Annotated in this window: 20 protein-coding genes and 2 rRNA genes (1 of these 22 cut by a window edge); 4 read left to right on the top strand and 18 right to left on the bottom strand. The window is 42.1% G+C overall.

Annotation, left to right across the window (positions count from 1 at the left end; genetic code table 11):
- Positions 1-111: 111 nt before the first annotated feature.
- The 15 genes from ACT3S9_RS01345 to cutA all read right to left on the bottom strand — a co-directional run bounded on the left by ACT3S9_RS01345 (position 112) and on the right by cutA (position 17,176).
- On the bottom strand, positions 112-1,425 hold the full coding sequence (locus ACT3S9_RS01345) for an adenylosuccinate synthase (protein ID WP_441996552.1): 1,314 nt from the start codon (positions 1,423-1,425) through the stop codon (positions 112-114).
- Between the two features lie 217 nt (positions 1,426-1,642).
- Positions 1,643-2,521: a protease modulator HflC gene (hflC, locus tag ACT3S9_RS01340; RefSeq protein ID WP_441834986.1), complete on the bottom strand. Its 879-nt coding sequence runs from the start codon at positions 2,519-2,521 to the stop codon at positions 1,643-1,645.
- Between the two features lie 5 nt (positions 2,522-2,526).
- Positions 2,527-3,699, bottom strand: coding sequence for an FtsH protease activity modulator HflK (gene hflK / locus ACT3S9_RS01335; protein WP_441834985.1), 1,173 nt, complete (start codon positions 3,697-3,699; stop codon positions 2,527-2,529).
- A gap of 92 nt (positions 3,700-3,791) precedes the next feature.
- Entirely contained in the window at positions 3,792-5,081 is a 1,290-nt protein-coding gene (hflX, locus tag ACT3S9_RS01330) for a ribosome rescue GTPase HflX (protein ID WP_441834984.1), read from the bottom strand.
- Between the two features lie 16 nt (positions 5,082-5,097).
- Positions 5,098-5,364 carry an RNA chaperone Hfq gene (gene hfq / locus ACT3S9_RS01325; protein ID WP_441834983.1) on the bottom strand — a complete coding sequence of 89 codons (267 nt, stop codon included), beginning with the start codon at positions 5,362-5,364 and terminating at the stop codon, positions 5,098-5,100.
- A 79-nt stretch (positions 5,365-5,443) separates the two neighbouring features.
- Positions 5,444-6,361, bottom strand: coding sequence for a tRNA (adenosine(37)-N6)-dimethylallyltransferase MiaA (miaA, locus tag ACT3S9_RS01320; protein WP_441994555.1), 918 nt, complete (start codon positions 6,359-6,361; stop codon positions 5,444-5,446).
- Positions 6,362-6,363: 2 nt separating this feature from the next.
- Positions 6,364-8,223: a DNA mismatch repair endonuclease MutL gene (mutL, locus tag ACT3S9_RS01315; protein WP_441834981.1), complete on the bottom strand. Its 1,860-nt coding sequence runs from the start codon at positions 8,221-8,223 to the stop codon at positions 6,364-6,366.
- A 31-nt stretch (positions 8,224-8,254) separates the two neighbouring features.
- Complete coding sequence (locus tag ACT3S9_RS01310) at positions 8,255-9,598, bottom strand: N-acetylmuramoyl-L-alanine amidase (protein ID WP_441834980.1); 1,344 nt, start codon at positions 9,596-9,598, stop codon at positions 8,255-8,257.
- Between the two features lie 25 nt (positions 9,599-9,623).
- Positions 9,624-10,088 (bottom strand): tRNA (adenosine(37)-N6)-threonylcarbamoyltransferase complex ATPase subunit type 1 TsaE, encoded by a 465-nt coding sequence (gene tsaE / locus ACT3S9_RS01305; protein ID WP_441993084.1) that lies wholly within the window; start codon positions 10,086-10,088, stop codon positions 9,624-9,626.
- A gap of 243 nt (positions 10,089-10,331) precedes the next feature.
- Positions 10,332-11,606, bottom strand: coding sequence for a group II intron reverse transcriptase/maturase (gene ltrA / locus ACT3S9_RS01300; RefSeq protein WP_086960535.1), 1,275 nt, complete (start codon positions 11,604-11,606; stop codon positions 10,332-10,334).
- Positions 11,607-12,436: 830 nt separating this feature from the next.
- Positions 12,437-13,777: an acetyl-CoA carboxylase biotin carboxylase subunit gene (accC, locus tag ACT3S9_RS01295; protein ID WP_441834978.1), complete on the bottom strand. Its 1,341-nt coding sequence runs from the start codon at positions 13,775-13,777 to the stop codon at positions 12,437-12,439.
- Positions 13,778-13,803: 26 nt separating this feature from the next.
- Entirely contained in the window at positions 13,804-14,265 is a 462-nt protein-coding gene (gene accB / locus ACT3S9_RS01290) for an acetyl-CoA carboxylase biotin carboxyl carrier protein (RefSeq protein ID WP_441834977.1), read from the bottom strand.
- Between the two features lie 34 nt (positions 14,266-14,299).
- Positions 14,300-14,752, bottom strand: a complete 453-nt coding sequence (gene aroQ, locus ACT3S9_RS01285; protein WP_441834976.1) for a type II 3-dehydroquinate dehydratase — start codon at positions 14,750-14,752, stop codon at positions 14,300-14,302.
- 223 nt (positions 14,753-14,975) lie between these two features.
- Positions 14,976-16,856: a protein-disulfide reductase DsbD gene (locus ACT3S9_RS01280; protein WP_441834975.1), complete on the bottom strand. Its 1,881-nt coding sequence runs from the start codon at positions 16,854-16,856 to the stop codon at positions 14,976-14,978.
- Positions 16,856-17,176 (bottom strand): divalent-cation tolerance protein CutA, encoded by a 321-nt coding sequence (cutA, locus tag ACT3S9_RS01275; protein ID WP_441834974.1) that lies wholly within the window; start codon positions 17,174-17,176, stop codon positions 16,856-16,858. The genes ACT3S9_RS01280 and cutA overlap by 1 nt, the downstream gene beginning before the upstream one ends.
- A 158-nt stretch (positions 17,177-17,334) precedes the next feature.
- On the opposite strand from cutA, the gene ACT3S9_RS01270 reads away from it, so the two are divergent.
- From ACT3S9_RS01270 to rnk, 4 genes are all read left to right on the top strand, one after another.
- The gene (locus ACT3S9_RS01270) at positions 17,335-17,805 is read left to right on the top strand and encodes an FxsA family protein (protein ID WP_441834973.1); all 471 of its coding nucleotides are present in this window, start codon (positions 17,335-17,337) and stop codon (positions 17,803-17,805) included.
- Positions 17,806-17,912: 107 nt separating this feature from the next.
- Positions 17,913-18,200: a co-chaperone GroES gene (locus ACT3S9_RS01265; protein WP_441834972.1), complete on the top strand. Its 288-nt coding sequence runs from the start codon at positions 17,913-17,915 to the stop codon at positions 18,198-18,200.
- Positions 18,201-18,248: 48 nt separating this feature from the next.
- On the top strand, positions 18,249-19,898 hold the full coding sequence (gene groL / locus ACT3S9_RS01260; RefSeq protein ID WP_441834971.1) for a chaperonin GroEL: 1,650 nt from the start codon (positions 18,249-18,251) through the stop codon (positions 19,896-19,898).
- 196 nt (positions 19,899-20,094) lie between these two features.
- Positions 20,095-20,508 (top strand): nucleoside diphosphate kinase regulator, encoded by a 414-nt coding sequence (rnk, locus tag ACT3S9_RS01255; RefSeq protein ID WP_441834970.1) that lies wholly within the window; start codon positions 20,095-20,097, stop codon positions 20,506-20,508.
- Positions 20,509-20,858: 350 nt separating this feature from the next.
- Here rnk and ACT3S9_RS01250 read toward each other — a convergent pair whose 3' ends face one another.
- From ACT3S9_RS01250 to ACT3S9_RS01240, 3 genes are all read right to left on the bottom strand, one after another.
- Positions 20,859-22,358 carry an NAD(P)H-hydrate dehydratase gene (locus ACT3S9_RS01250; RefSeq protein ID WP_444750662.1) on the bottom strand — a complete coding sequence of 500 codons (1,500 nt, stop codon included), beginning with the start codon at positions 22,356-22,358 and terminating at the stop codon, positions 20,859-20,861.
- A 345-nt stretch (positions 22,359-22,703) separates the two neighbouring features.
- A 5S ribosomal RNA gene (gene rrf / locus ACT3S9_RS01245) occupies positions 22,704-22,818 on the bottom strand.
- Positions 22,819-22,961: 143 nt separating this feature from the next.
- Positions 22,962-24,003: ribosomal RNA gene (locus tag ACT3S9_RS01240) — 23S ribosomal RNA — on the bottom strand (it continues 1,845 nt past the right edge of the window).

The raw sequence follows: 24,003 nt of genomic DNA, 5'->3' as shown, positions 1-24,003 counted from the left end.
GCTGATCACTTAGCAAAAAATCTCACTCGATAGTGAACATAGGTTGTTCAATATTGAATTTATGGCACAAAAAAAGCTGCATTCAGCAGCTTTTTTTTAACAAATAAGTGATTAAGCAAACGGGTTACTTAATACCATTGTTTCTACACGATCTGGACCCGTTGAGATAATATCAACTGGAACGCCGGTAATTTCTTCAATACGCTTGATGTAATCAATTGCCGCCTTAGGTAAGCCGTCAAGAGAAGTAACACCTACGGTATTTTCAGACCAACCAGGCATCTCTTCGTATACTGGAGTTACTTTATCATAACCTTCAGCTGCAAGTGGTGTAACATTAGTTACAGTGCCATCTTCAAGCTGGTAGCCAGTACAGATTTTCAATGTTTCTAGACCGTCTAAAACATCTAGTTTAGTTAAGCAAAAACCTGAAATTGAGTTGATTTGTACAGCGCGGCGCATTGCAACGGCATCCAACCATCCGGTACGGCGTAAACGGCCTGTAGTCGCACCAAACTCATGACCTTTATCACCTAAGTGCTTGCCTATTGGGTCTTGTTTTTCAAGGCCGTCATAAAGCTCTGTAGGGAATGGGCCTGAACCTACACGTGTAGTGTACGCTTTAATAATACCTAACACGTAATCAAGGTTTAAAGGACCAAAGCCAGCGCCTGTTGCTACACCACCAGCAGTAGTATTTGAAGACGTTACATACGGATATGTTCCGTGATCGATATCAAGTAATGTACCTTGAGCACCTTCAAATAAAATATTATCGCCAGCTAAACGCGCTTGATCAAGCAGCTCAGTTACATCAATAGCCATTGCTTTAAGGATATCCGCAACCGCCATTGCATCATCGTACGTTTTTTGGAAATCAACAGGCTCTACTTTATAATAGTTTTCTAAAGTAAAGTTATGGTATTCCAATATTTCTTTTAGTTTAGCTGCAAATTGTTCTGGCTGAAATAAATCACCGACACGTAAACCGCGACGGGCTACTTTATCTTCATAAGCTGGACCAATACCACGACCTGTAGTACCGATTGGCTTATCGCCGCGTGCTTTTTCACGGGCTACATCTAATGCAATATGGAAAGGTAGAATTAGTGGACATGCTTCACTAATTAATAAACGCTCGCGTACAGGTACGCCTCGTTCTTCAAGCATGCCGATTTCGTTCATTAGTGCTTCTGGTGAAACAACGACACCATTACCGATCACACACTTAACATTGTCACGTAATACACCCGATGGAATAAGGTGTAAAACCGTCTTTTCTCCGTCGATCACCAAAGTATGGCCAGCGTTATGACCACCTTGGTAACGAACTACTAAAGATGCCTTGTCTGTAAGGAGGTCTACTACCTTACCCTTACCTTCGTCACCCCATTGGGTGCCTAATACAACAACGTTTTTACCCATTGTAACTTCACTTAGAAAAAATTAGGACGAGATTTTATCAGAAAACAAGGTGAAAGATCACCCCGTTTAGCTTATTTTTTCTGCATTGCTAATAATAAATATCAATAAAAAAAAACAACTAACTGAATAACATCAATTTATAAATAAAACTATCGTCACAGTAAAAGAAAAACCCTGCAAAAGCAGGGTTTGGATTTGGTCTACATTAAAGCAACTGCTATTGCGATGCAGCTCCTTTCATGTATTTAAAGAAGTCGCTGTCAGGCGATAACACCATAACGTCTTGCTTATCGTTAAAGGTCTGTTTGTATGCTTCAAGGCTACGTACAAAACTAAAGAACTCTGGGTCTTTATTGTAAGCCCCAGCATAAATTCCAGCGGCTTCTGCATCGCCTTGACCACGTACAGAACGAGCATTACGCTCTGCGTTAGCAAGCATTACTGTTACACGGCGATCAATTTCAGCACGAATCGTTTCGGCTTTTTCTTGACCCTCAGAGCGATGTTCTTTAGCAACTGCAGCACGTTCTGCGCGCATACGTTGATAAATTGAATTACTCACCTCTGAAGGTAAGTTAATTTGCTTAACACGTACATCAAGTACTTCAATACCTAGTTCTTGCGCACTTTCAGAAGCTTGTACAAGCGCTTCTTCCATCAGCTCACTACGCTCACCTGATACAATTTCACGAATAGTACGAGTACCAAAGTTAGTACGCAGACCATTATTTACTTTTTGTTCTAGTAGCGTTTCAGCATATTGCTTGTCGCCACGAGCACGTAAGTAAAAAGCACTAAAGTTACTCACTCGCCATTTTACAAACGAATCAACAATTAAGTCTTTTTTCTCACTGGTTACAAAGCGATCTGGCGCGCCATCTAAAGTTTGAATACGCGCATCAATGCGACGTACTTGACTAAAGAAAGGCACTTTAAATTGTAAGCCAGGGTTATAGACAATAGCTTCGCCACTGTCATCTTTTTGTACTTTACTAAATAGCATTACAATTGCTTTTTGCCCTTCAGGTACTACAAATACCGATGAAAAACATAGTACAACAGCAGCTAACAATACAACTAAACTAAAGTTTTTCATTATGCTTATCTCCCGCTATCGTTAAAGCGATCAGACGAAAAACGGTCTGAACCTGAATTGACAGTGCTGTTGCTTGAGGTATTAGCTTTGTTACGTAAATCTTTAATATCGCTCGAGCTTGGTAGCGCTAGCTTAGGTGTTGAACCATGTTTTTCCATGATTTTATCAAGTGGTAAATACATCATGTTATTACCTCCTTCCACATCAACTAACACTTTAGAACTGTTGCCCAATACTTCTTGCATGGTATCAATATATAAACGCTCACGTGTTACACGTTGAGCTGCTGTATACTCAGGTAATAGTTTTTCAAATCGTGCAACTTCACCTTGTGCTTCTAAAACAACACGCTCACCATAACCTTCAGCTTCTTGCGTCATACGTGTTACTTGACCACGAGCACGTGGTTCAATTTCACGCGCATAAGCTTCAGCTTCACGAATAAAACGCTCTTCATCTTCTTGTGCTGCAATCGCATCATCAAAAGCATCTTTAACTTCGGTAGGCGGGCGAGAATCTTTAAAGTTCACATCAGTGACAATTAAACCTAATTTATAAGGTTCAACTATTTTATTTAGCTCATCCCAAGTATTTTGACGTACTTCTTCACGGCCGTCAGTCAGTACTTGATCCATTTTTGAATGACCAACAACATAACGCAGGGCACTGTCTAGTGATTCAGCTAAACTACCATCAGCATTAGTGACACTAAACTTGTAAAGATACGGGTCAATAACACGGTATTGCACCTGAAAGTCTACACTCACAACGTTTTCATCTTCTGTGAGCATAAAACCTGATGAAGAAAATGAACGCACGGCTTCAACATCAACAGGGATAACTGTTTCAATAAAAGTCATTTTCCAGCGTAAGCCCGGCTGTGAAATACGGTCATATTGACCAAACTGTAATACGATACCGCGCTCGGCCTCTTTAACAGTATAAATACCGCTCAATGCCCACACTACTACCGCAATAATTAAAATAAATGAAAGACCGGCTCCACCAAGTCCGCCGCCGCTGTTATTGCCGGATTTCTTACCGCCAAACAAGCCGCCAAACTTATTGCTGAATTTACGAAATACCTCGTCTAAATCCGGTGGCCCCTGATCTTTTCCGCCTTTGCTTTTCCACGGATCTTTATCATTGCCATTATTACCCGGTTCATTCCAGGCCATAGCTATACTCCATTGTTATCTAAATGAATTAGGTTAAATCTATCAAATATAGTGACGTTCTCATACTAAAAACGTCATTACAGAAGAGTTTTTTATACCGCTTCGATGAAAGCATCAATCTCATGACCCATTTCTTTTCGTAAGCGATTCCATTCAACCTGTGGTAATCGTATATCGAGCAGCCAACTGCCCTGCTCATCAAACGCTTCGTTATGAACCGCACTTAAATTATATAATGCAGCCCGTAGTTTACCCCATTCAGGCGGTAATTTAAGCTTTTCTGCCAACATTTTCTTGGCAATCAGCTCACTGATCGCTTCAGATAGTAGTTCACATCCAAAACCCGCCTGCGCCGACAACCAAACTCGGATTGGCTGACCTTGCTCATCACGATCAATACGCGGTGTAATACCTTCAAGCATATCAATTTTGTTATGAACCAATAACTGTGGCACTTCATCTGCGTCAATTTCTTTGAGTACTGATTGTACCTGCTCTATATTCTCTTTACTACGAGGATCGGCAGCATCAATAACGTGAAGCTGTAAATCGGCTTCACGAGTTTCAATTAAGGTAGCTTTAAAGGCAGCCACTAAATCATGCGGTAAGTGACGAATAAATCCAACGGTATCAGCTAAAATCACTGACCCTACATCGCCAATATCTAATTTACGTAATGTGGGGTCTAAAGTCGCAAACAGTTGATCGGCGGCATACACGTCAGAGTCCGTAATACGATTAAATAACGTCGACTTACCCGCATTGGTATAGCCGACTAACGAAACCGTTGGGATTTCGCTACGATTACGCGCACGCCTACCTTGCTCTCGCTGCACACCAACTTTGGCTAATCTTGCACGAATATTTTTAATTCGTGCCCGTAGCAAACGCCTATCGGTTTCAAGCTGGGTTTCACCCGGGCCACGTAAACCTATACCACCTTTTTGGCGTTCAAGGTGAGTCCAGCCGCGAATCAAGCGAGTGGACATATGACGCAACTGCGCAAGCTCAACCTGCAACTTACCTTCATGGGTACGTGCACGCTGAGCAAATATATCAAGAATTAAAGCCGTTCTATCGAGCACACGACACTGACAAACGCGCTCTAAATTGCGTTCTTGTGAAGGACTGAGTTGATGATTAAAAATAACGACATCTGCGTTGTGGATTTTGACAATCTCAGCTATTTCTTCTGCTTTTCCGGTACCGACGAATAGTTTCGGATGTGGTGCTTGACGGCTGCCTTGCACAACCGCCAAACTGCTAACACCAGCAGAAGATACCAACAATTCCAATTCGTGCAGATCTTCGCGATCGCCCTCTTTGGGTAAGTCGATATGAACTAAGACTGCCTGTTCGCCGGCTTCATAACGGTCAAACAAGCATTACGCTCCTAATTTAAAAATTTCCAGCTTCAGGCTCTTCTTCCACGTCATCACTTCCTTGAACACCTTGGAAGTTAACCGCGCGAGCTGGTACTACTGTTGAAATGGCGTGCTTATACACCATTTGATTTACGGTGTTTTCAAGTAAAATTACAAACTGGTCAAATGACTGAACTTTACCCTGTAATTTAATGCCGTTTACCAAAAATATTGATACGGGAATACGCTCACGACGTAACGCATTCAAAAATGGGTCTTGTAACGATTGGCCTTTTGCCATGTTATTTTCCTTCGTTCTAGGTGTTATTATAATTTAAGTAGCCGAACTGATTTAACAAAGCTAAAAATTTCAACTACTACTAGCTTAGCGAACTTACTACACGTTGCAAGTTTTCTTCATCACCTGTAGTTAACCAAGTAACCTCAGGCCATCCTCGTAACCACGTCAATTGACGCTTAGCAAGCTGTCGTGTGGCTGCAATACTGCGAAATACCATTTCATCATAATCAATTTCGCCCGCAATGTAATCCCACATTTGCCTATAACCTACACAACGAATAGAAGGTAAGTTCGGATGTAAATCCTTACGTTGATATAAGGACGAAACTTCGTTTTCAAACCCCTGTGTAAGCATTATTTTAAACCTTTGCTCAATACGTTGATGTAATTGGCTTCGATCGTCCGGCGCAATTGCGAATTGATGAAACGTATAGGGTAATCTCGCTGGCTTTTGCTGTTGCAGCTCAGACATGGTTTTACCTGTTAATCTATGCACTTCCAACGCGCGGTTTATTCGCTGAGAATCATTTTTACTCATTTTACTGGCGGCTACAGGGTCAATCTCTACTAGCTGTTTGTATAGGTGTGGCCAACCATGCTGCTGCGCTTGAAGCTCTAGCTCAGCACGCACCACAGGACACCCTTCAGGGAGTGGCGATAACCCGTCTAATAATGATTTAAAATACATCATTGTACCACCAACAAGTACAGGCACTTTACCTTGTTGATGAAATAGATCAATCTTTTCAATTGCATCTCGACGAAAGTCAGCAACTGAATAACTTTGAGCGGGATCAATAATATCAATTAAATGATGCGCAGCTCGCGTTAGTTCATCAGCATTTGGCTTTGCAGTACCAATGTTCATATCTTTATATACTAATGCTGAATCGACGCTGATAATCTCTGTATTTAAATGCTCACACAGTGAAATAGCCAGATCGGTTTTACCCGCAGCCGTGGGTCCCATTATAAAAATGACCGGTAAGTTACTCAAACTCAGTTACCTTGGTTTAATTGCGATAAGTGATTCGTTAAATCTATTTTAACTGCTTTTTCCAATAAACGCTGAATTGTTTGTGGGTTATTTTGTATTCGCGTTTGCTGTTCGCTAAATATTTGGCTAGTAAAATAGCGTGCTGGCACTTGGCTTTGCTGCCAGTTTAGCCAATCTGCTAGACTATTAAGCTCTGTATGACTGGCTTTTACTAACGCATCGACTGCTTGGCTTACATCAAGGAGATATAAACTATAAGGCAGTTTTTTTACCATCACAAATTGCTTATCAATTACCAGCTCAAACCCAAGCAGAGTAAACCAAGACTGTTGCTGCGTTAAATGCTGACAGTCTTCCTTAGATAAATTAACACGCACCGGCAGCAGTAAAGCTTTACCTTCAAGGTGGCCTTCACTTTGTGTTTGCGCTAACCAATCTTCAGCTAGTAAATACTTCATATGCGAGCAATACCATTGCTGCTCAGCGATAAACACACAACTGCCATCGTCATTAATTAATAAGTTCTGTGCAACTCGGTTTGTTTGTTCTGAAAAATCAGCTGCGGGAATAGGCTTAACATTAGCAGCATCAAAGTGTGCAGCATGGTGCTCACTCACACCTTGATAAAAAGCATTAACATCGTGATGTGAAGCCGTTGCAGGTGATCGCTGATGAGTATAACCACCACTACCTTGCTCGCCACCTTTTTGAGCGCTGTAACTTACACCGCCTGAAGTATAATTCCCCTCAGAGCTTTGTAGTGATGATTGAGGGTAATCAAATGCATCATGAGAAATGGGTTTATTTTGCGACTCATAAGACTGATTGTTCATATCAGCTTGTTCGTGAGGCTGCGATGAAAATACATCTCCTTGCAATGGCAGTACGACTTGCTTAATTGCTTGTAAAATAAAGTCATGCACTAAACGCCCTTGATGAAAACGCACTTCGTGTTTAGCCGGATGTACATTTACATCCACTTGGCGTGGGTCAATATCGATATAGATTACAAACCCCGGTAATTCTTCAGGCCCTGCCACTTCTTCAAAGGCTTGACGAATAGCATGTAAAATCAGCTTATCGCGCATCATCCGATTATTTACATAAGTATATTGTGTCGTATTGGCAGAACCAACCGGTAACACCCAGCCGCGAAGCATTAGCCCTGCTTCACCTGATTCTATATACGCGCCTTGCTCAGCAAACGCTTTACCCGCAACTTGAGCCACTCGCGTAATAGCTTGATTAGGATCTGTTTTGGCGCGGTACTGACGCAGCACTTTATCGTTATGAGTCAAAGTAAGAGAGACATCAAAACGACTCAGAGCAATGCGCTTTAATAGCTCATCAATATGATTAAACTCGGTTTTTTCTGTGCGTAGAAACTTGCGCCGTGCTGGAGTGTTAAAAAATAAATCTTTAACTTCAATTGTCGTGCCATCAGGGTGAGCGGTCGGTTTAACTTGTACCGCCATATCGCGGCCTTCAGCAAATGCTTGCCATGCCGCTTCTTGCTCTTTTGGCTTAGAGCTTAAAGTAAGCCGTGACACAGAGCTAATTGAGGCAAGTGCTTCGCCGCGAAACCCTAAAGAGCAAATGCTTTCTAAATCATCAAGAGATTTTAATTTACTGGTAGCATGGCGAGATAGCGCCAGTGTTAGCTCATCTTTACCAATGCCACTACCATTGTCGCGAATACGAATAAGTTTGTGCCCGCCGCGTTCAATATCAACTTGAATACGAGTAGCACCGGCATCAAGGCTGTTTTCGACTAACTCTTTAACGACTGATGCAGGCCGTTCAACTACTTCACCTGCGGCAATTTGGTTAGCTAGTCGCGCGGGTAATATCTCAATGCTCATACTTTTCCTAACAGGCTCTAAAGCGCAAAGTTTAGCTTTGTGGAATATCGAGCTCTTGGCCGATAAATAAGGTATTTGACCTTAATTTATTGATTTTTTTAAGCTGATTAACAGACACCCCATAGCGACTCGCCAATAAGCTAAGTGACTCACCTGGACGCACTTTGTGCTTTGTAGGGTACTTTGACTTTAATTTAGCAAATAATGAATCATCTGGTGGGTTCTGTAAATAGTAGCTTTTAATCGAGGTAAACATAGCTTTTGCTAAGCTTTCTTGGTAATTCGCTGTTTTTAGTAAGCGCTCTTCACGAGGATTTGAGATGAACCCCGTTTCAACCAAGATTGATGGAATGTCAGGTGATTTTAACACTGCAAAGCTCGCCGCTTGTGGTACTTTTTTATGTAGTCTAACCACTTTTTTAAGCTCACTTACCATTTTATCAGCAACATTAAAGCCGGTTTTCATGGAGTGATCCATCGACATATCTAACAACGCTTGAGCCAAATACTTCTCATTAGCGGTATCTTTAATAACACCTGCGGCCCCGCCTAGTAGTTCAGAGTGTTTTTCTTTATCTTCTAGCCATTTACCTATTTCTGAATTAGCACGACGCAACGATAACACCCAAACTGACGCCCCATTAGGTTCAGGACTTGTAAACGCATCAGCATGAATTGATACAAAAAAATCTGCTTTTTTCTCTCTCGCACGACTTGTTCGCGCATTCAGGTTAACAAAGTAATCAGTACGTCTGATCATTCTTGAAATCATACCACGCTCTGCATCGATCATCCGCTCAAGACGTTTTGCAATTTGTAGAGTAATGGTTTTTTCATAGGTGCCCGAGGGACCAATTGAACCTGGATCTTCACCGCCGTGGCCCGCATCTATAGCAATTACAATATCGCGCTCTTGGCTTATTTCACGCTTTTGTATATGTGCCTGGCTGGGTTCAACGGGGTCTTTAGGTATGCTCTTATCATATAAATCAACCACTAAACGATGTTTATAAGGCCCCGCTGGTGCAAGTGCAAAAACGACCGGTTTGGTTGCGCCTAATAGCTCAAATACAAAGCGAACACTGTTGCTACTCTTAGGTTTTGAATAACGTATTTTACTTAATATTTGGTGTTTACTAGGAATACTAGGTAAGTTATCAATTTTATTAGTTTTTGTTATATCAATAACCAATCGAGCTGGTTTTTTTAACATAAAATAACTAAAATCTGGCTTTTCAGTCAGGTCAAATACCACCCGTGTGCTGTCTGGAGACGGCCATATGCGTACACTATTGATATTATTCTGCGCTACTGCACACTGGCTTAGTACCAATAACAATATAAAAGACAAAAGTTTGTACTTACTTCGAGCCATATTCACCATCTCTGCCTTTATTATTTTAACTGTATAATCTTTTAACAATCATCGTACCGCGTTCACTTAGGCTATTAATAAGCACTTCACGGGAATCACCTACATACGTCAAAGTGATATCTAAATCTGGTGTAGGAATAAACTCGCCACCTTTTTCTGGCCACTCGACCACACAAACTGCTTGATTAGAAAAGTAATCGCGAATGCCCATATATTCAAGTTCTTCTGGGTCACCTAATCGATATAAATCAAAATGGTACACATTTGCTCGTGCCAATTCATAAGGCTCAACTAATGTATAAGTTGGACTCTTAACCTTCCCTTTATGCCCAAACCCTTGCACTATTCCTCGGGTTAACGTTGTTTTACCGGCACCTAAGTCACCATGTAAATAAATTACCGCACCACTGTCGATTAGTTCAGCAAGTTGACACCCCATTGCCACGGTTTCAGCTTCATCAGCTAGTTGAAAAGTAACGCTATGCGTCATTTCTACCTCAATAAAACAATTAGTTCATACTACATGTGCTCTGTTTTGCCTAAAACCCAAACACACTACAGCAAAAGTAACCTCTAAAGGTCAACAGCCTCTAATCATACCAGATTATTTTCACATGGCGATAGCAGGTATTTCAAAGACATCGAGTAGGGTGAGGCTTATGCCTCATCCCTCTCACAGAACCGTACGTACGGACCTCGTATACGGCTCCTGTACCCTTCACATTTTATCAACTTATTTCCTAAACGCCGATAAAGCAAGCCATCCCGTATTCACTTTTTCTATTGGATATAAACCAAGCTCCTCAAACCATTGGTTTGGCATCGATACACAAGATAAAGGGCTTAGTGAGTTACGCCACGAGTTCATCTTAATGAACTTAAACGGTGGCTTTTTTCCTAACTGCTTTAGTCGTCGATGTAGCCTTGATGGCTTCTTCCACAACCTCAGCTGTATTGCCCTTAGTCTTCGTCTGATCCAACCTGCCAAGGCTTTTAGCTCTCGTTTACAATTGGCTATACTAAAATAATTTACAAAACCGCGCACAACTGGATTTAGCCGTTTTATTACTTCTGCTAAATTTATGCCGCCGTTACGTTTTGTTAATTGCTTCACTTTTTGTTTAAACCCGATGAGTTTTGATGCTTGTATCCGTGTCCACTGGCTACCTATCTCTACTCCCAAAAACTTCACTCCTTTGCTGCTATGAGCAATATGGGTTTTATTTTGGTTCACGGTTAATTTCAAGTCTCGCTCTAGTATCTGGGTGGATGCCTTAAGTGCTTCTTGCGCTGCTTTTTCTGTGCTGCACAAAATCAAGATATCATCTGCATACCTCACTATTCGGTGATTACGCTTTTTCATTTCTTGATCGAAAGCATCTAGGTAGATATTGGCCAATAACGGGCTAATTACGCCACCTTGTGGGCTTCCTATCGTACTAGCCTCCCAGTGTTCACCTATCATTACTCCGCTTTTTAAGAACTGATTAATCAGTTTTAAAATACTACCGTCCGTCACTTTGCGTCTAACACTCCTAATTATCAAAGCATGATCAAGCAGGTCAAAACACTTCGACAAATCCATGTCTACGACCCAGTCGCGATGGTATTTACGGATAAATACACTTGCTTTACTGATAGCGTCATGACAGCTTCGTTTCGGCCTATACCCATAACTCGATGGGTGAAAGTCGATGTCGAATATCGGTTGGAGTATGTTCAATAGTGTTTGTTGCACTATTCGGTCTCGAACTGCGGGGATACCTAGCATTCTGACACCGCCATCATCTTTGGGTATTTCCACCCGTTTGACAGGTTGTGCCCTATATTGCTTGGTTTGCAGCTCAAGTTGCAGTTGTTTTAAGTTTGCTTCTAAATTCAGGGCGAATGCGCCTACGGTCTGCCTATCTATTCCGGCCGCTCCTTTAGCTGCTTTCACTTTTTTGAATCCCTTGTACAGGTTATTAATGTCTAATAATTGTCCGTACAAGCTGTAGTAAACTGTCATTTTCTGCCTTTGCTTGCGGTATGTCTGCTCGTGTCACTCTACTTATCGCTGATTCTTCATGATGACATTAGGTGTGCTAGCCTTTTTTGGCAATCTGCCTAAGTGGTCAGTCATTACTCCATTGCTCGCCCTTCAATTCTCAGCGTCTACATTCCTGTTTGGCCGTCATATTTTGGCTATTTCCGTCGAAATACTTGTGAGCCGATAAACAAAAGTTCCCGTCTTTCATACGCTTAAAGAATACTTCCCCCCTTCGCAATCAATTAAAGCTTTTGGCTAAAGTTGACCCCATCAAACATAATGTTGATGGTCGGCTTGGTTTTCCCCTCCACACCATTACTGGCTTTCATCGGCCTAGCCTTACTCACTACTACGGGTTCATCTGCCACCTCACACCGACACTAAATCTTGGCTTTCACCTTGAATTTAGGCCACTTACTCTCATTAAGTTTAGATGCCAGGCTTCCCCAGTTACTGCACTGGCTCCCTGTTAGAAATCCCACCCTCAAGCACAGTATTGGTCTGACTAAGTATAGGGCGTTGCGCTATTTTGCACGCTGACCCACCAATACTGCCGAAACAGGTTACGGTTAGTTGTGTACCTCTAACTTCTTATGGCTTCCTTCAGACCCCACCGTTGGCCAGTGACGCCCTTGCCATTCAGATTATCTTCCCCTTAGTCAGGGTGATAAGGCATCTTTCAGCCTATCGGGTTTGCCAGCTTCGCTGGGCAAACAAAAATGCCGGCTCAGTAGCCGGCATTTGAAGCGATTCTAGGTCCTTTGGTTAAGCAAACTTCAACCCTGAAAGGTCAACCTGCTCTACAACCTTTATAAACCTAGCTTTTTCTCTAGGTAATGAATGTTGGTGCCACCGCTCTGGAAGTTCTCGTCAGCTAAAATTCGTTTATGTAACGGGGTATTTGTTTTAATACCGTCGATCACTAACTCATTTAAAGCGTTACGCGCTCGAGCAATAGCCACATCACGGTTTTCACCGTAAGTAATTAACTTGCCAATCATTGAGTCGTAATGCGGTGGAACACTGTAGTCAGCATAAATATGGCTGTCCCAACGAATACCTAAACCACCGGCTGGATGAAAACGAGTTATTTTACCCGGTGAAGGGATAAACGTTTCAGGATCTTCCGCATTGATACGACATTCAATGGCATGACCACGAATAACGACATCGTCTTGGGTAAATGATAACGGCTGACCCGCAGCAATTTTTAACTGCTCTTTGATTAAATCAACGCCACTTACCATTTCTGTTACTGGGTGCTCAACCTGAATACGCGTGTTCATTTCAATGAAGTAGAACTCACCGTTTTCGTACAAGAACTCAAAAGTACCCGCACCGCGATAACCAATTTCGATACATGCACGCGTACAACGTTCACCAATAAACTTACGCACTTCTGCGGTAATACCTGGTGCAGGCGCTTCTTCAACCACTTTTTGATGGCGGCGTTGCATAGAACAATCGCGCTCACCTAAATGAACAGCATTACCTTGACCATCAGCTAATACTTGAACTTCAATATGACGCGGGTTTTCAAGGAACTTTTCCATGTAAACCACGCTATTACCGAAGAACTGTTTAGCTTCTTGCTGAGTAAGTGCAATTGAGTCAATAAGGTCTGCTTCGCTACGTACCACACGCATACCACGACCACCACCGCCACCGGCAGCTTTGATGATAACCGGATAACCGATGCGCTTAGCAATTTGCATATTGCGCTCTTTGTCATCTGATACAGGGCCATCAGAGCCTGGTACGCATGGAACACCCGCTTTACGCATCGCATTAATTGCCGATACTTTATCGCCCATTAAACGAATAGTGTCGCCGGTAGGGCCGATAAATACAAAGCCACTTTGCTCAACTTGGTCAGCAAAGTCAGCATTTTCTGCAAGAAAACCATAACCGGGGTGAATCGCTACTGCATCAGTAACTTCAGCTGCTGCAATGATACGTGGAATATCCAAATAACTTTCTGTTGCCGCTGGTTTACCAATACAAATCGTTTCATCTGCAAGTAATACGTGTTTAAGATCGCGATCTGCCGTTGAATGTACAGCAACCGTTTTGATCCCAAGCTCTTTGCAGGCGCGCAATATACGAAGTGCAATTTCACCTCGGTTTGCAATGACTACTTTATCTAACATGAGAGTTGGCCTCTTAGGTTGCACTATTATTCAATGATGAATAAAGGTTGATCAAATTCTACTGGTTCGCCATTTTCAACTAAGATTGCTTTTACAGTACCGGCTTTGTCTGACTCAATTTGGTTCATCATTTTCATCGCCTCGATAATACAAAGCGTGTCGCCCACTTTAACTTGTGAACCGACTTCAACATATGAAGGCGCTTCTGGAGAGGCAGCTGCATAAAAAGAACCTACCATTGGTGATTTAACTTGATGCCCTGCTGGTGCTGCAGGCTCTGCAGATTCAACAGTCGCTGGAGCCGCGGCTGGTGCTGCAGGAGATGGTGTTGGTGCGTACTGCGGTGCATATTGTGGAGCATAAGCAGGACCTGCACTCATGTTATTACGGTTAATACGTACTGATTCTTCACCTTCTGTGATCTCTAGCTCAGCAATACCTGACTCTTCTACTAGTTCGATAAGTTTTTTGATCTTGCGAATATCCATGAACGGCCCGCCTGTTTATTTGTTAGTTTAAAAATTAATTCGAGTATTGCAACCGCTTAACCGCAGCGTCGAACGCTGCGCGATAACCCATTGCGCCTAATCCACATATCACGCCTTGTGCGACATCCGAAAAATACGAATGATGACGAAACGCTTCCCGCGCATGCACATTGGTTAAATGCACTTCATAAAACGGGATATCAACACTCAGTAAGGCATCACGTAAAGCCACGCTGGTATGCGTAAATGCCGCTGGGTTGATAATAATGTAATCAATAGCCTGCCATGCGCTATGAATGCGCTCAATTAAGGCCTGCTCACTATTACTTTGATAATGCGTTAGCTCAATATCTAGATCATCAGCATGCGCTGTTAGTTCAGCCATAATTTCGCTTAGAGTTTGTTTGCCATATTTTTCAGGCTCACGCTTGCCAAGCATATTTAAGTTTGGACCATTTATAACTAAAAGTTTAAATCTTGCTGCCATAATCCGCGATATATCCTATAAGTAATGAGTTAAGCCATTTTGACTAGAATCACTCTTTAAAGTTGAAGAGGAAATCTAAAATAGCAACTATTTCTCACGTTAACCACCTATTATAGCCAGTTCGATGTAAATAACAGCAAAATACTGGTCTAATCACTATAGTAGGAACAATAAACAAAAACGCCACTGAAGTCAGTGGCGTTTCAAAAAAAAGCGCAAAGTCTTATTTAGCGCTGTCTCGCACCGAGGCTAAATGGTTAGCAAAGTCTTGTGCATTTAAAAAGCCGGTTACTCTTTGAGCAGATAATTCTTTACCTTGAGTGTCAAAAAACAAGATACTCGGTAAACCAAACACCGTATATTCTTCCATTAGCTCAATGGTTTTATCATCGCTCTCGGTTAAATCTACTTGAATAAGTTCAAAGTGACTAAATTCACTTTGTACTTTGGCATCTGGAAATGTGTAATGTTCAAACTCTTTACACGCCACACACCAGTCAGCGTATAAATCAACCATAACTAAACGGTCATTAGCGCTTGCATCACTAATAGCTTGTTTAAGTTCTGCTAAGTTAGCAACCTGTTTAAAGGTTTGCTCACTAGTAGATTGTTCATTTGTAACAACCGAACTTGGCCAATAGTAGTTTTTAGTTAAGCTTACACCCGTTATTACGAGTAAAGTAGCTGCAAACCATAACCCTGTTTTTAGCTTACTTTGGCTTTGTGCACTTTGCCAGTGATGTAAATACAACGCGGTTGCCAATGCTAATAACCCAGCCATTAACCAAATAAGCTCAATATCAACGATCCGTTCAAGCAGTATTAATGGCACCACTAACATAATAAAGCCAAATAGCGTTTTTACTTGCTCCATCCAACCGCCAGCTTTAGGCAGTAGCTTGCCGCCCGATGTGCCTAATAGCAATAATGGTAAGCCCATCCCTAAGCTAAGTACGTATAACGTTAACCCACCGACCAAGTAATCACCACTTTGCGCCACATATAATAAAGCAGCTGATAGCGGTGCAGTTGTACAAGGCGAAGCAATTAAGCCTGACAATACCCCCATCATAAACACGCCAAAATAATTGCCGCCTTTTTGGTTATTGCTGACTTGAGTCAGCTTGCTCATCATGCCGCTAGGTAGCTTTATTTCATACCAACCAAACATCGACATAGCTAACAATACAAATAAAATACTAAAGCTTATCAATACATATGGATGCTGTAAGTAACCCTGCACTTGACCGCCTAAAGATGCGACAACCAAGCCCAGTAACGCATAAGTAACTGCCATACCTTGAATATAAACAAACGACAGCGCGAATGCTTTTTTAGTTGATAGGTTCTTCTGACCAGCAATCAAACTTGATAAAATAGGGAACATTGGGAAAACGCAAGGCGTAAAAGCAAGACCAATCCCTATTAAAAAGAAGATAACTAAATTAGTTAATAATCCTTGAGAAGCCAATTTATCGGTGTATGACTGATCAACACTGCTAGAGTTCGTTGTTTTTGAATCGCTTTTAGTACCTTCACCATTAGTATCATCCGCAGATAAAGCAGCCACAGCATTGCTTGCTGAGGCGTTACCTGTTGTATTAGCTGTATTACTATCGGTGTAATTAGCAGGGCTATTTGAATTAGTCGCAGCAGTACCTTCTGCCACAACAGACAAAGGAATCGTAATTACTTCTGGCGGATAACAAAGTCCCGCTTCGGCGCAGCCTTGGTAGCGCACTTTAACTACTGCGCCTTCTGTTACATTATTAAGCTGGCTTACAATGCTTAATGAATCAAAGAATACTTCGGTTTTGCCAAAGAATTCATCTTCAATAATTTCGCCTTTACCAAGATCTGGTACCGTGACTTCTGCACTTTTGGCAATGATTTCTATTTTTTTCTTATATAGGTAGTAACCGGGAGTTATGTCCCAATCGATCAATAACTTATTGCCTTGCTGATCAAAATCAAAAACAAACGCTTGGTCAACCTGTAAAAAAGTTTCTTGTTTGGGTTCTAATAAGTCACTAAACACGTTGTTATTAACTGCACTTGCACTTTGCATCCACAACGCGCAAATTAATAAAAAAACATACCGCATTAATTAAGTACCTCATCCATCCAATTAAAATAGGCTAAATTGCCCGTTGCCACATCAACCACCTGAATTTCCGGAACCTCATAACTATGTAACGTTTTAATAGTTTGGATCACATCGTTCATTTTTTCAGATTTGGTTTTGATCAGTAACTTACTCTCTGTGGTGCAGGTTATTTCACCTTCCCACATATAGACAGATTGAGTACTCGGCAAAATACTCACACAAGCCGCTAATTTACGTTTAATAAGTTGCTCAGCTAAATAGCGTGCTTCGTGTTCATCTTTGCAGGTCGTAAAAATAAGTCGAAAATGCGTTGTCATAATGAACCTTTACTTGTTTGCTGGAGTCAAGATACATAGTAACTGATAGCATCAGCAAAGTGTACTGATACAAAAACTGCACCACCTTGAAATAAGACCAGCTAACCCCCATTATTATTTCACGACTCCAGTGGAGCCATTACTTTTTAGAGAGCCTTATGTTTAGATTTTTATTTTTGTTATTCATCCTAGTGCCAATTGTTGAAATAGCACTACTAATTCAAGTTGCTGAGGTTATTGGTGGTTTTGCAACCATCGCTTTAGTGATCATTACAGCGATTGCTGGCACTAGATTAGTGCGAAAACAAGGTATGGGCGCCTTACATAATGTACAAACCCAAATGGCACAAGGGCAAATGCCAGCCCAAGAACTATTCACGGGCTTATGCGTGATCATCGCAGGGGTGCTATTAATGACTCCAGGCATTATGACCGATGTATTTGGTTTTTTACTATTAACGCCAGCCATTCGTAACAAACTTGCAGCAGGGCTTGCTAGCCAAGCAACTGTAAAAATGAATGCGCAGATGCACAATACCGGCGACACATATGAGCAACCAAAGCAGTCACAACAACACCATGTTGAACAACCAAATACGATTGATGGCGAATACGAACGAAAAGATTAAATTTATTTAACTTTTTGACTTGGATTTTTGCCACCGACCCCCATTATTGAATGCAACCAAAGAAGCTTATTTCTGCAAAAGCAGAAACTGTTAGGAGAACTAAATAAATGAACATTCGCCCTTTACATGATCGTGTGATCGTTGAGCGCCTAGAAGAAGAAACTAAATCTGCTGGCGGTATTGTATTAACTGGCTCTGCGGCTGAAAAGTCAACCCGCGGTAAAGTTGTTGCTGTTGGTAATGGCCGTATCTTAGAAAACGGTGAAGTAAGAGCATTAGAAGTAAAAGTCGATGACACTGTGTTATTCGGCTCTTATGTTGAAAAAGCAGAAAAGATCGAAGGTCAAGAGTACCTGATCATGCGTGAAGACAACATTTTAGGCATTGTAGGCTAAACCTACTTTTCGTTTATCAAACATTTTAGAATTTAAAGGAAACTAATCATGGCAGCAAAAGAAGTACTTTTTGCAAGTGACGCTCGTAGCAAAATGCTATCAGGCGTAAATATCTTAGCAAACGCAGTTCGTGTAACACTTGGCCCTAAAGGTCGTAACGTAATATTAGACAAATCATTTGGCGCGCCAGTTATCACTAAAGATGGTGTATCAGTAGCTAAAGAAATCGAGCTTGAAGACAAGTTTGAAAACATGGGCGCACAAATGGTTAAAGAGGTTGCCTCTAAAGCAAATGATGCAGCAGGTGACGGTACAACTACCGCGACTGTTTTAGCACAGTCTATCGTAAACGAAGGCTTAAAAGCGGTTGCTGCAGGTATGAACCCAATGGATCTTAAACGTGGTATCGATAAAGCAGTTATCGCCGCAGTTGAAGAACTTAAAACGTTATCAGTTACATGTGCTGATAACAAAGCGATTGCTCAAGTGGGAACTATTTCAGCTAACTCTGATAAAGAAATTGGCGACATCATCGCAGAAGCAATGGAAAAAGTAGGCCGTAATTCAGGTGTTATCACAGTTGAGGAAGGTCAATCTCTACAAAACGAATTAGACGTTGTAGAAGGTATGCAGTTCGACCGTGGTTACTTATCACCGTATTTCATCAACAACGCCGAAAAGGGTGTCGTTGAACTAGATAACCCATTCATTTTACTAATAGACAAAAAAGTATCTAACATTCGTGAGTTACTTCCTACGTTAGAAGCTGTCGCAAAAGCAAGTAAGCCACTACTTATTATTGCTGAAGACCTTGAAGGCGAAGCATTAGCTACATTAGTAGTAAATAACATGCGCGGTATCGTTAAAGTATCAGCTGTTAAGGCTCCAGGCTTTGGTGATCGCCGTAAAGCAATGCTACAAGATATCGCAGTATTAACCGGTGCTACAGTTATCTCTGAAGAAATTGGTCTTGAGCTTGAAAAAGCCACAATCGAAGACTTAGGTACAGCAAAACGCGTTGTTATTACTAAAGATGACACCACAATTATCGATGGTGTTGGTGAAGAAGACGGCATTACTGGTCGCGTTTCACAAATTAAAGCACAAATCGAAGAAGCAACGTCAGACTACGATAAAGAAAAACTACAAGAGCGTATGGCAAAGCTTGCCGGCGGTGTTGCAGTAATCAAAGTTGGCGCAGCGACTGAAATCGAAATGAAAGAGAAAAAAGACCGTGTTGAAGATGCTCTACACGCAACTCGCGCCGCAGTTGAAGAAGGCGTAGTACCCGGTGGTGGTGTTGCACTAGTGCGTGCTGCAAGCAAGCTTGCAACATTAACGGGCGACAACGAAGATCAAAGCCATGGTATTAAAGTGGCTCTTCGCGCGATGGAATCACCATTTCGTCAAATCGTAACTAACGCTGGCGACGAAGCATCTGTTGTTATTAGTAAAGTTAAAGAAGGCAGCGGTAACTACGGTTACAACGCAGCCACTGGCGAATACAACGATATGATTGAAATGGGTATCTTAGATCCAACAAAAGTAACGCGCTCTGCACTGCAGTTTGCAGGCTCTATTGCGGGTCTTATGATTACCACTGAAGCCATGGTCGCTGAACTTCCTAAAGATGATGAAGCTGGCGCCCCTGATATGGGTGGTATGGGCGGAATGGGTGGAATGGGCGGCATGATGTAATCATCCTCCTAAACATTTAGCTCAAATAAAAACCCAGCTTAGGCTGGGTTTTTAGCTATAGGGCTAAAGAAATAAACATGTGCTAATTAAAGCTAGGTAATCAAGTTACTTTAATATGTATTTCAATACCATTAAACAGGTATCAAACTATACTTAGAGTAAGTATTACCTAAACAATATTATTAAGGATATTGAATTGAATAAAAAGCCTGAATTAATCATCTCAACACTCGATGCTGATAGAGTGTATGAATTAATGGAATCATTACCCACAGGTAGCTTCGCTGGCGAAAAAGCACTTGAGGCCGAACTTGGTCGCGCAACGATAGTCGAGCCAAAAGACATCCCCCCGACTGTGGTGACTATGAACTCAGCCGTCAACTTTATTGTTGAATCAACACAGGAGGAATTCACTTTAACGCTAGTGTATCCCAAAAATGTTGATGATAGTGGCGATAAAATATCAATTTTAGCCCCGGTAGGTAGTGCATTACTTGGCTTATCTCAAGGTGATGAAATTGAGTGGCCAAAACCAAACGGCGGTATGATAAAAGTAAAAATAAAAGAAATAATCTACCAACCAGAAAGAACTGGTGAGCTACATCGATAGTATTTAGTAGTATTGAAAACCCAGACTAAGCTGGGTTTTGACTTAATTGAAGATACTAATAAAGTTAATGGCAAGCGCTTGGTTTTATTATCGCCCTCAAACTATAATCGCAAAACTTATTACTCGCAAAAGCAAATACTCCTGAGCAATTAGAGTCCTTAGGGAAGTAAACTGGTGGCAGAGTATTTTTATTTCTACACACGAATAACTTTGGCGTGACTATGAAACAATGCGCAAAAATGACGTTACCTTCAATAAGCAACCTCTTGAAGAAAAGCACGGTTCCGTCGGATCTGTATGGCAATAAATTGGATTTATTGCAACTACGCGCAGGTTAACTATGATAAAGACTAACTATTTTTGTTTATTAGCTCTCTTACGATCGTGAATAGATCGCTAGGTAACATGCCCCGCTCACCATCTCGCTCTGCGGCAATATCACCCGCTTTTGCATGGAGCACCACACCGAAACCTGCGGCATCAGCCAAGCTTAAACCTTGTGCCAGTAATGCGCCAATTATACCCGTTAATACATCTCCACTACCACCAACAGCAAGTGCGGGGTTACCATTTTCACACACCCACGCTTTCTGAGTATTATCAATTATCGTCCCCGCGCCTTTTAATACACAGGTAGCAGTATAGCTTTTTGCACACTCGTGGGCGTAATAATAGCGGTTTGCCTCAATAGCCATAGCATCACGGCTCATAAGCCGCGCAGCTTCGCCTGAATGTGGAGTAATAATGCAATTATTAAGACGATAAACAGAGGCATTTTTTGCTAGTAAATTAAGCCCGTCAGCATCAATCACTAGTGGCTTTTTATGTGCTAAACAATAGTTGATTACTTTAATAAAGGTTTGTTCAGCCCACTTATCTTGACCAAGTCCAGGCCCTATAACGACACTGCTTGCCCATTCAAGTGCTGAGCTTAAGTTTTCACTACTGACCATAATTTCAGGTCGTCCCATACTAATGGGAACAATAGAGCCGCTATGGGTGTAAACTCTAACCATACCGGCCCCCGTCCTGAGAGCGGCTTCGCTAGTTAGCCTAATGGCGCCAGCAGTACCCTGATTGCCACCAACACAAAGTAGTTTTCCATGTGTCCCTTTATGACTATTAATCTTGCGAGCTTTTAAGTTACCGAAGCTATGAAGATTAATTAGCTCAGCAGCCGGACTCACCAATGCTATGAAAGCCTTAGAAATACCGAGATCATCAAGTAGCAATTGTCCACTATAGTGCTTACCAATACCCGTAACTAAACCTTGTTTGATACCAACAAATGTAATAGTTTTTGTAGCTTGTATAGCGTCACCTAGAGGCACACCAGTATCCGCATCGACACCTGAAGGTATATCAATACTTAATACAGGTTTAGTGCAGTGATTCACTTTATGAATAATAGCGCCATAATTATCGCGCACAGAGCCATTTAAGCCAGTTCCAAGTAAAGCATCTACAATGACATCTGCTTGGATAATATATTCTTCGCTGAATTCTATAACCTCACCACCTGCATCAATCCACAATCTCTGCGCTTTTGCAGCGTCACCCTTGAGCTCTTTACTAGGTTCGACGGCACAAACATTAACTTTGAAACCGGCCTCTTTGATCAACCTTGCGGTAATATAGCCATCCCCCGCATTATTACCATTGCCTACTAGTACTAAAGTGTTTTCTGCATCAAAATTTTGCCAGTGTCTGTAAATCGATTGCCCCGCACGCTCCATTAAGATAAATAAGTCACATCCATTTTCTTTTGCCGCATCGGCTTCATAAGTACGTACTTGATCAGCAGTGAAAAGTAACTGTTCAATTTTTAAAGGCTTTTCTTTTTCAGACATAATCTAGCTTAATAAAATAGAAAGTAGCTCTAGCATCAAGGATTAAATAGTTATTTTCAAGAGGGTTAAATTACTTTATATACATTCGGTGTTAAAGCACCTCCACAAAAATATATAATGCAGCTTAGGAGCACTCTTTAGCCGCGGATAGAATGTCTGCAAGGCTTGTGAACAAATAATAATGGACATTCCATGAGGCTTGGCCCAGAGCGGCTGTGTTTCACTACTGAGTTCGCTACGGGGTATTGGCTTGGGGTATTGGCTTGGGGTATTGGCTTGGGGTATTGGCTTTATTCCAGACGTAAAAAAGCCCGACTCAATGAGCCGGGCTTTCTACAATTTGAAGCCTGGTAATGTCCTACTTTCGCATAACAAATGCTACACTATCATCGGCGCTGTTTCGTTTCACTACTGAGTTCGGCATGGAGTCAGGTGGGTCCAAAACGCTATTGTCACCAAGCAAATTTGGGCGTTAATTCGTATCGCTACAAACTAACTAAATTTGGAAATAGCTAATAATATTTTTTAAGTCTTTCAGTAATTATCTACTTTAGTCATATTAACTTCTGTATAAACTGTCGCATAAAACGCGTTTGGCGTTGTATGGTTAAGCCTCACGGGTAATTAGTACAAGTTAGCTTAACATGTCACCATGCTTCCACATCTTGCCTATCAACGTTGTAGTCTTCAACGGCCCTTCAGAGACTTTAAAAGTCTAGTGAGAAATCATCTCGAGGCCTGCTTCGCGCTTAGATGCTTTCAGCGCTTATCAGTTCCGAACGTAGCTACCGGGCAATGCCATTGGCATGACAACCCGAACACCAGCGGTTCGTTCACTCCGGTCCTCTCGTACTAGGAGCAACCCCTCTCAATTCTCAAACGCCCACGGCAGATAGGGACCGAACTGTCTCACGACGTTCTAAACCCAGCTCGCGTACCACTTTAAATGGCGAACAGCCATACCCTTGGGACCGACTTCAGCCCCAGGATGTGATGAGCCGACATCGAGGTGCCAAACACCGCCGTCGATATGAACTCTTGGGCGGTATCAGCCTGTTATCCCCGGAGTACCTTTTATCCGTTGAGCGATGGCCCTTCCATTCAGAACCACCGGATCACTATGACCTACTTTCGTACCTGCTCGACGTGTCTGTCTCGCAGTTAAGCTGGCTTCTACCATTACACTAACCGTACGATGTCCGACCGTACTTAGCCAACCTTCGTGCTCCTCCGTTACTCTTTAGGAGGAGACCGCCCCAGTCAAACTACCCACCAGACACTGTCCGTAATCCCGATTCAGGGACCAACGTTAGAACATCAAAACTACAAGGGTGGTATTTCAAGGTTGACTCCAACAAAACTAGCGTCTCATCTTCAAAGTCTCCCACCTATCCTACACATGTAGGTTCAATGTTCAGTGCCAAGCTGTAGTAAAGGTTCACGGGGTCTTTCCGTCTAGCCGCGGGTACACAGCATCTTCACTGCGATTTCAATTTCACTGAGTCTCGGGTGGAGACAGCGTGGCCATGGTTACACCATTCGTGCAGGTCGGAACTTACCCGACAAGGAATTTCGCTACCTTAGGACCGTTATAGTTACGGCCGCCGTTTACCGGGGCTTCGATCAAGAGCTTCTCCCTAAGGAT

It is taken from the genome of Pseudoalteromonas sp. AOP31-A2-14 (genome assembly GCF_052378035.1).
GTDB lineage: Bacteria > Pseudomonadota > Gammaproteobacteria > Enterobacterales > Alteromonadaceae > Pseudoalteromonas.
This window is presented reverse-complemented; position numbering and strand designations above follow the sequence as displayed.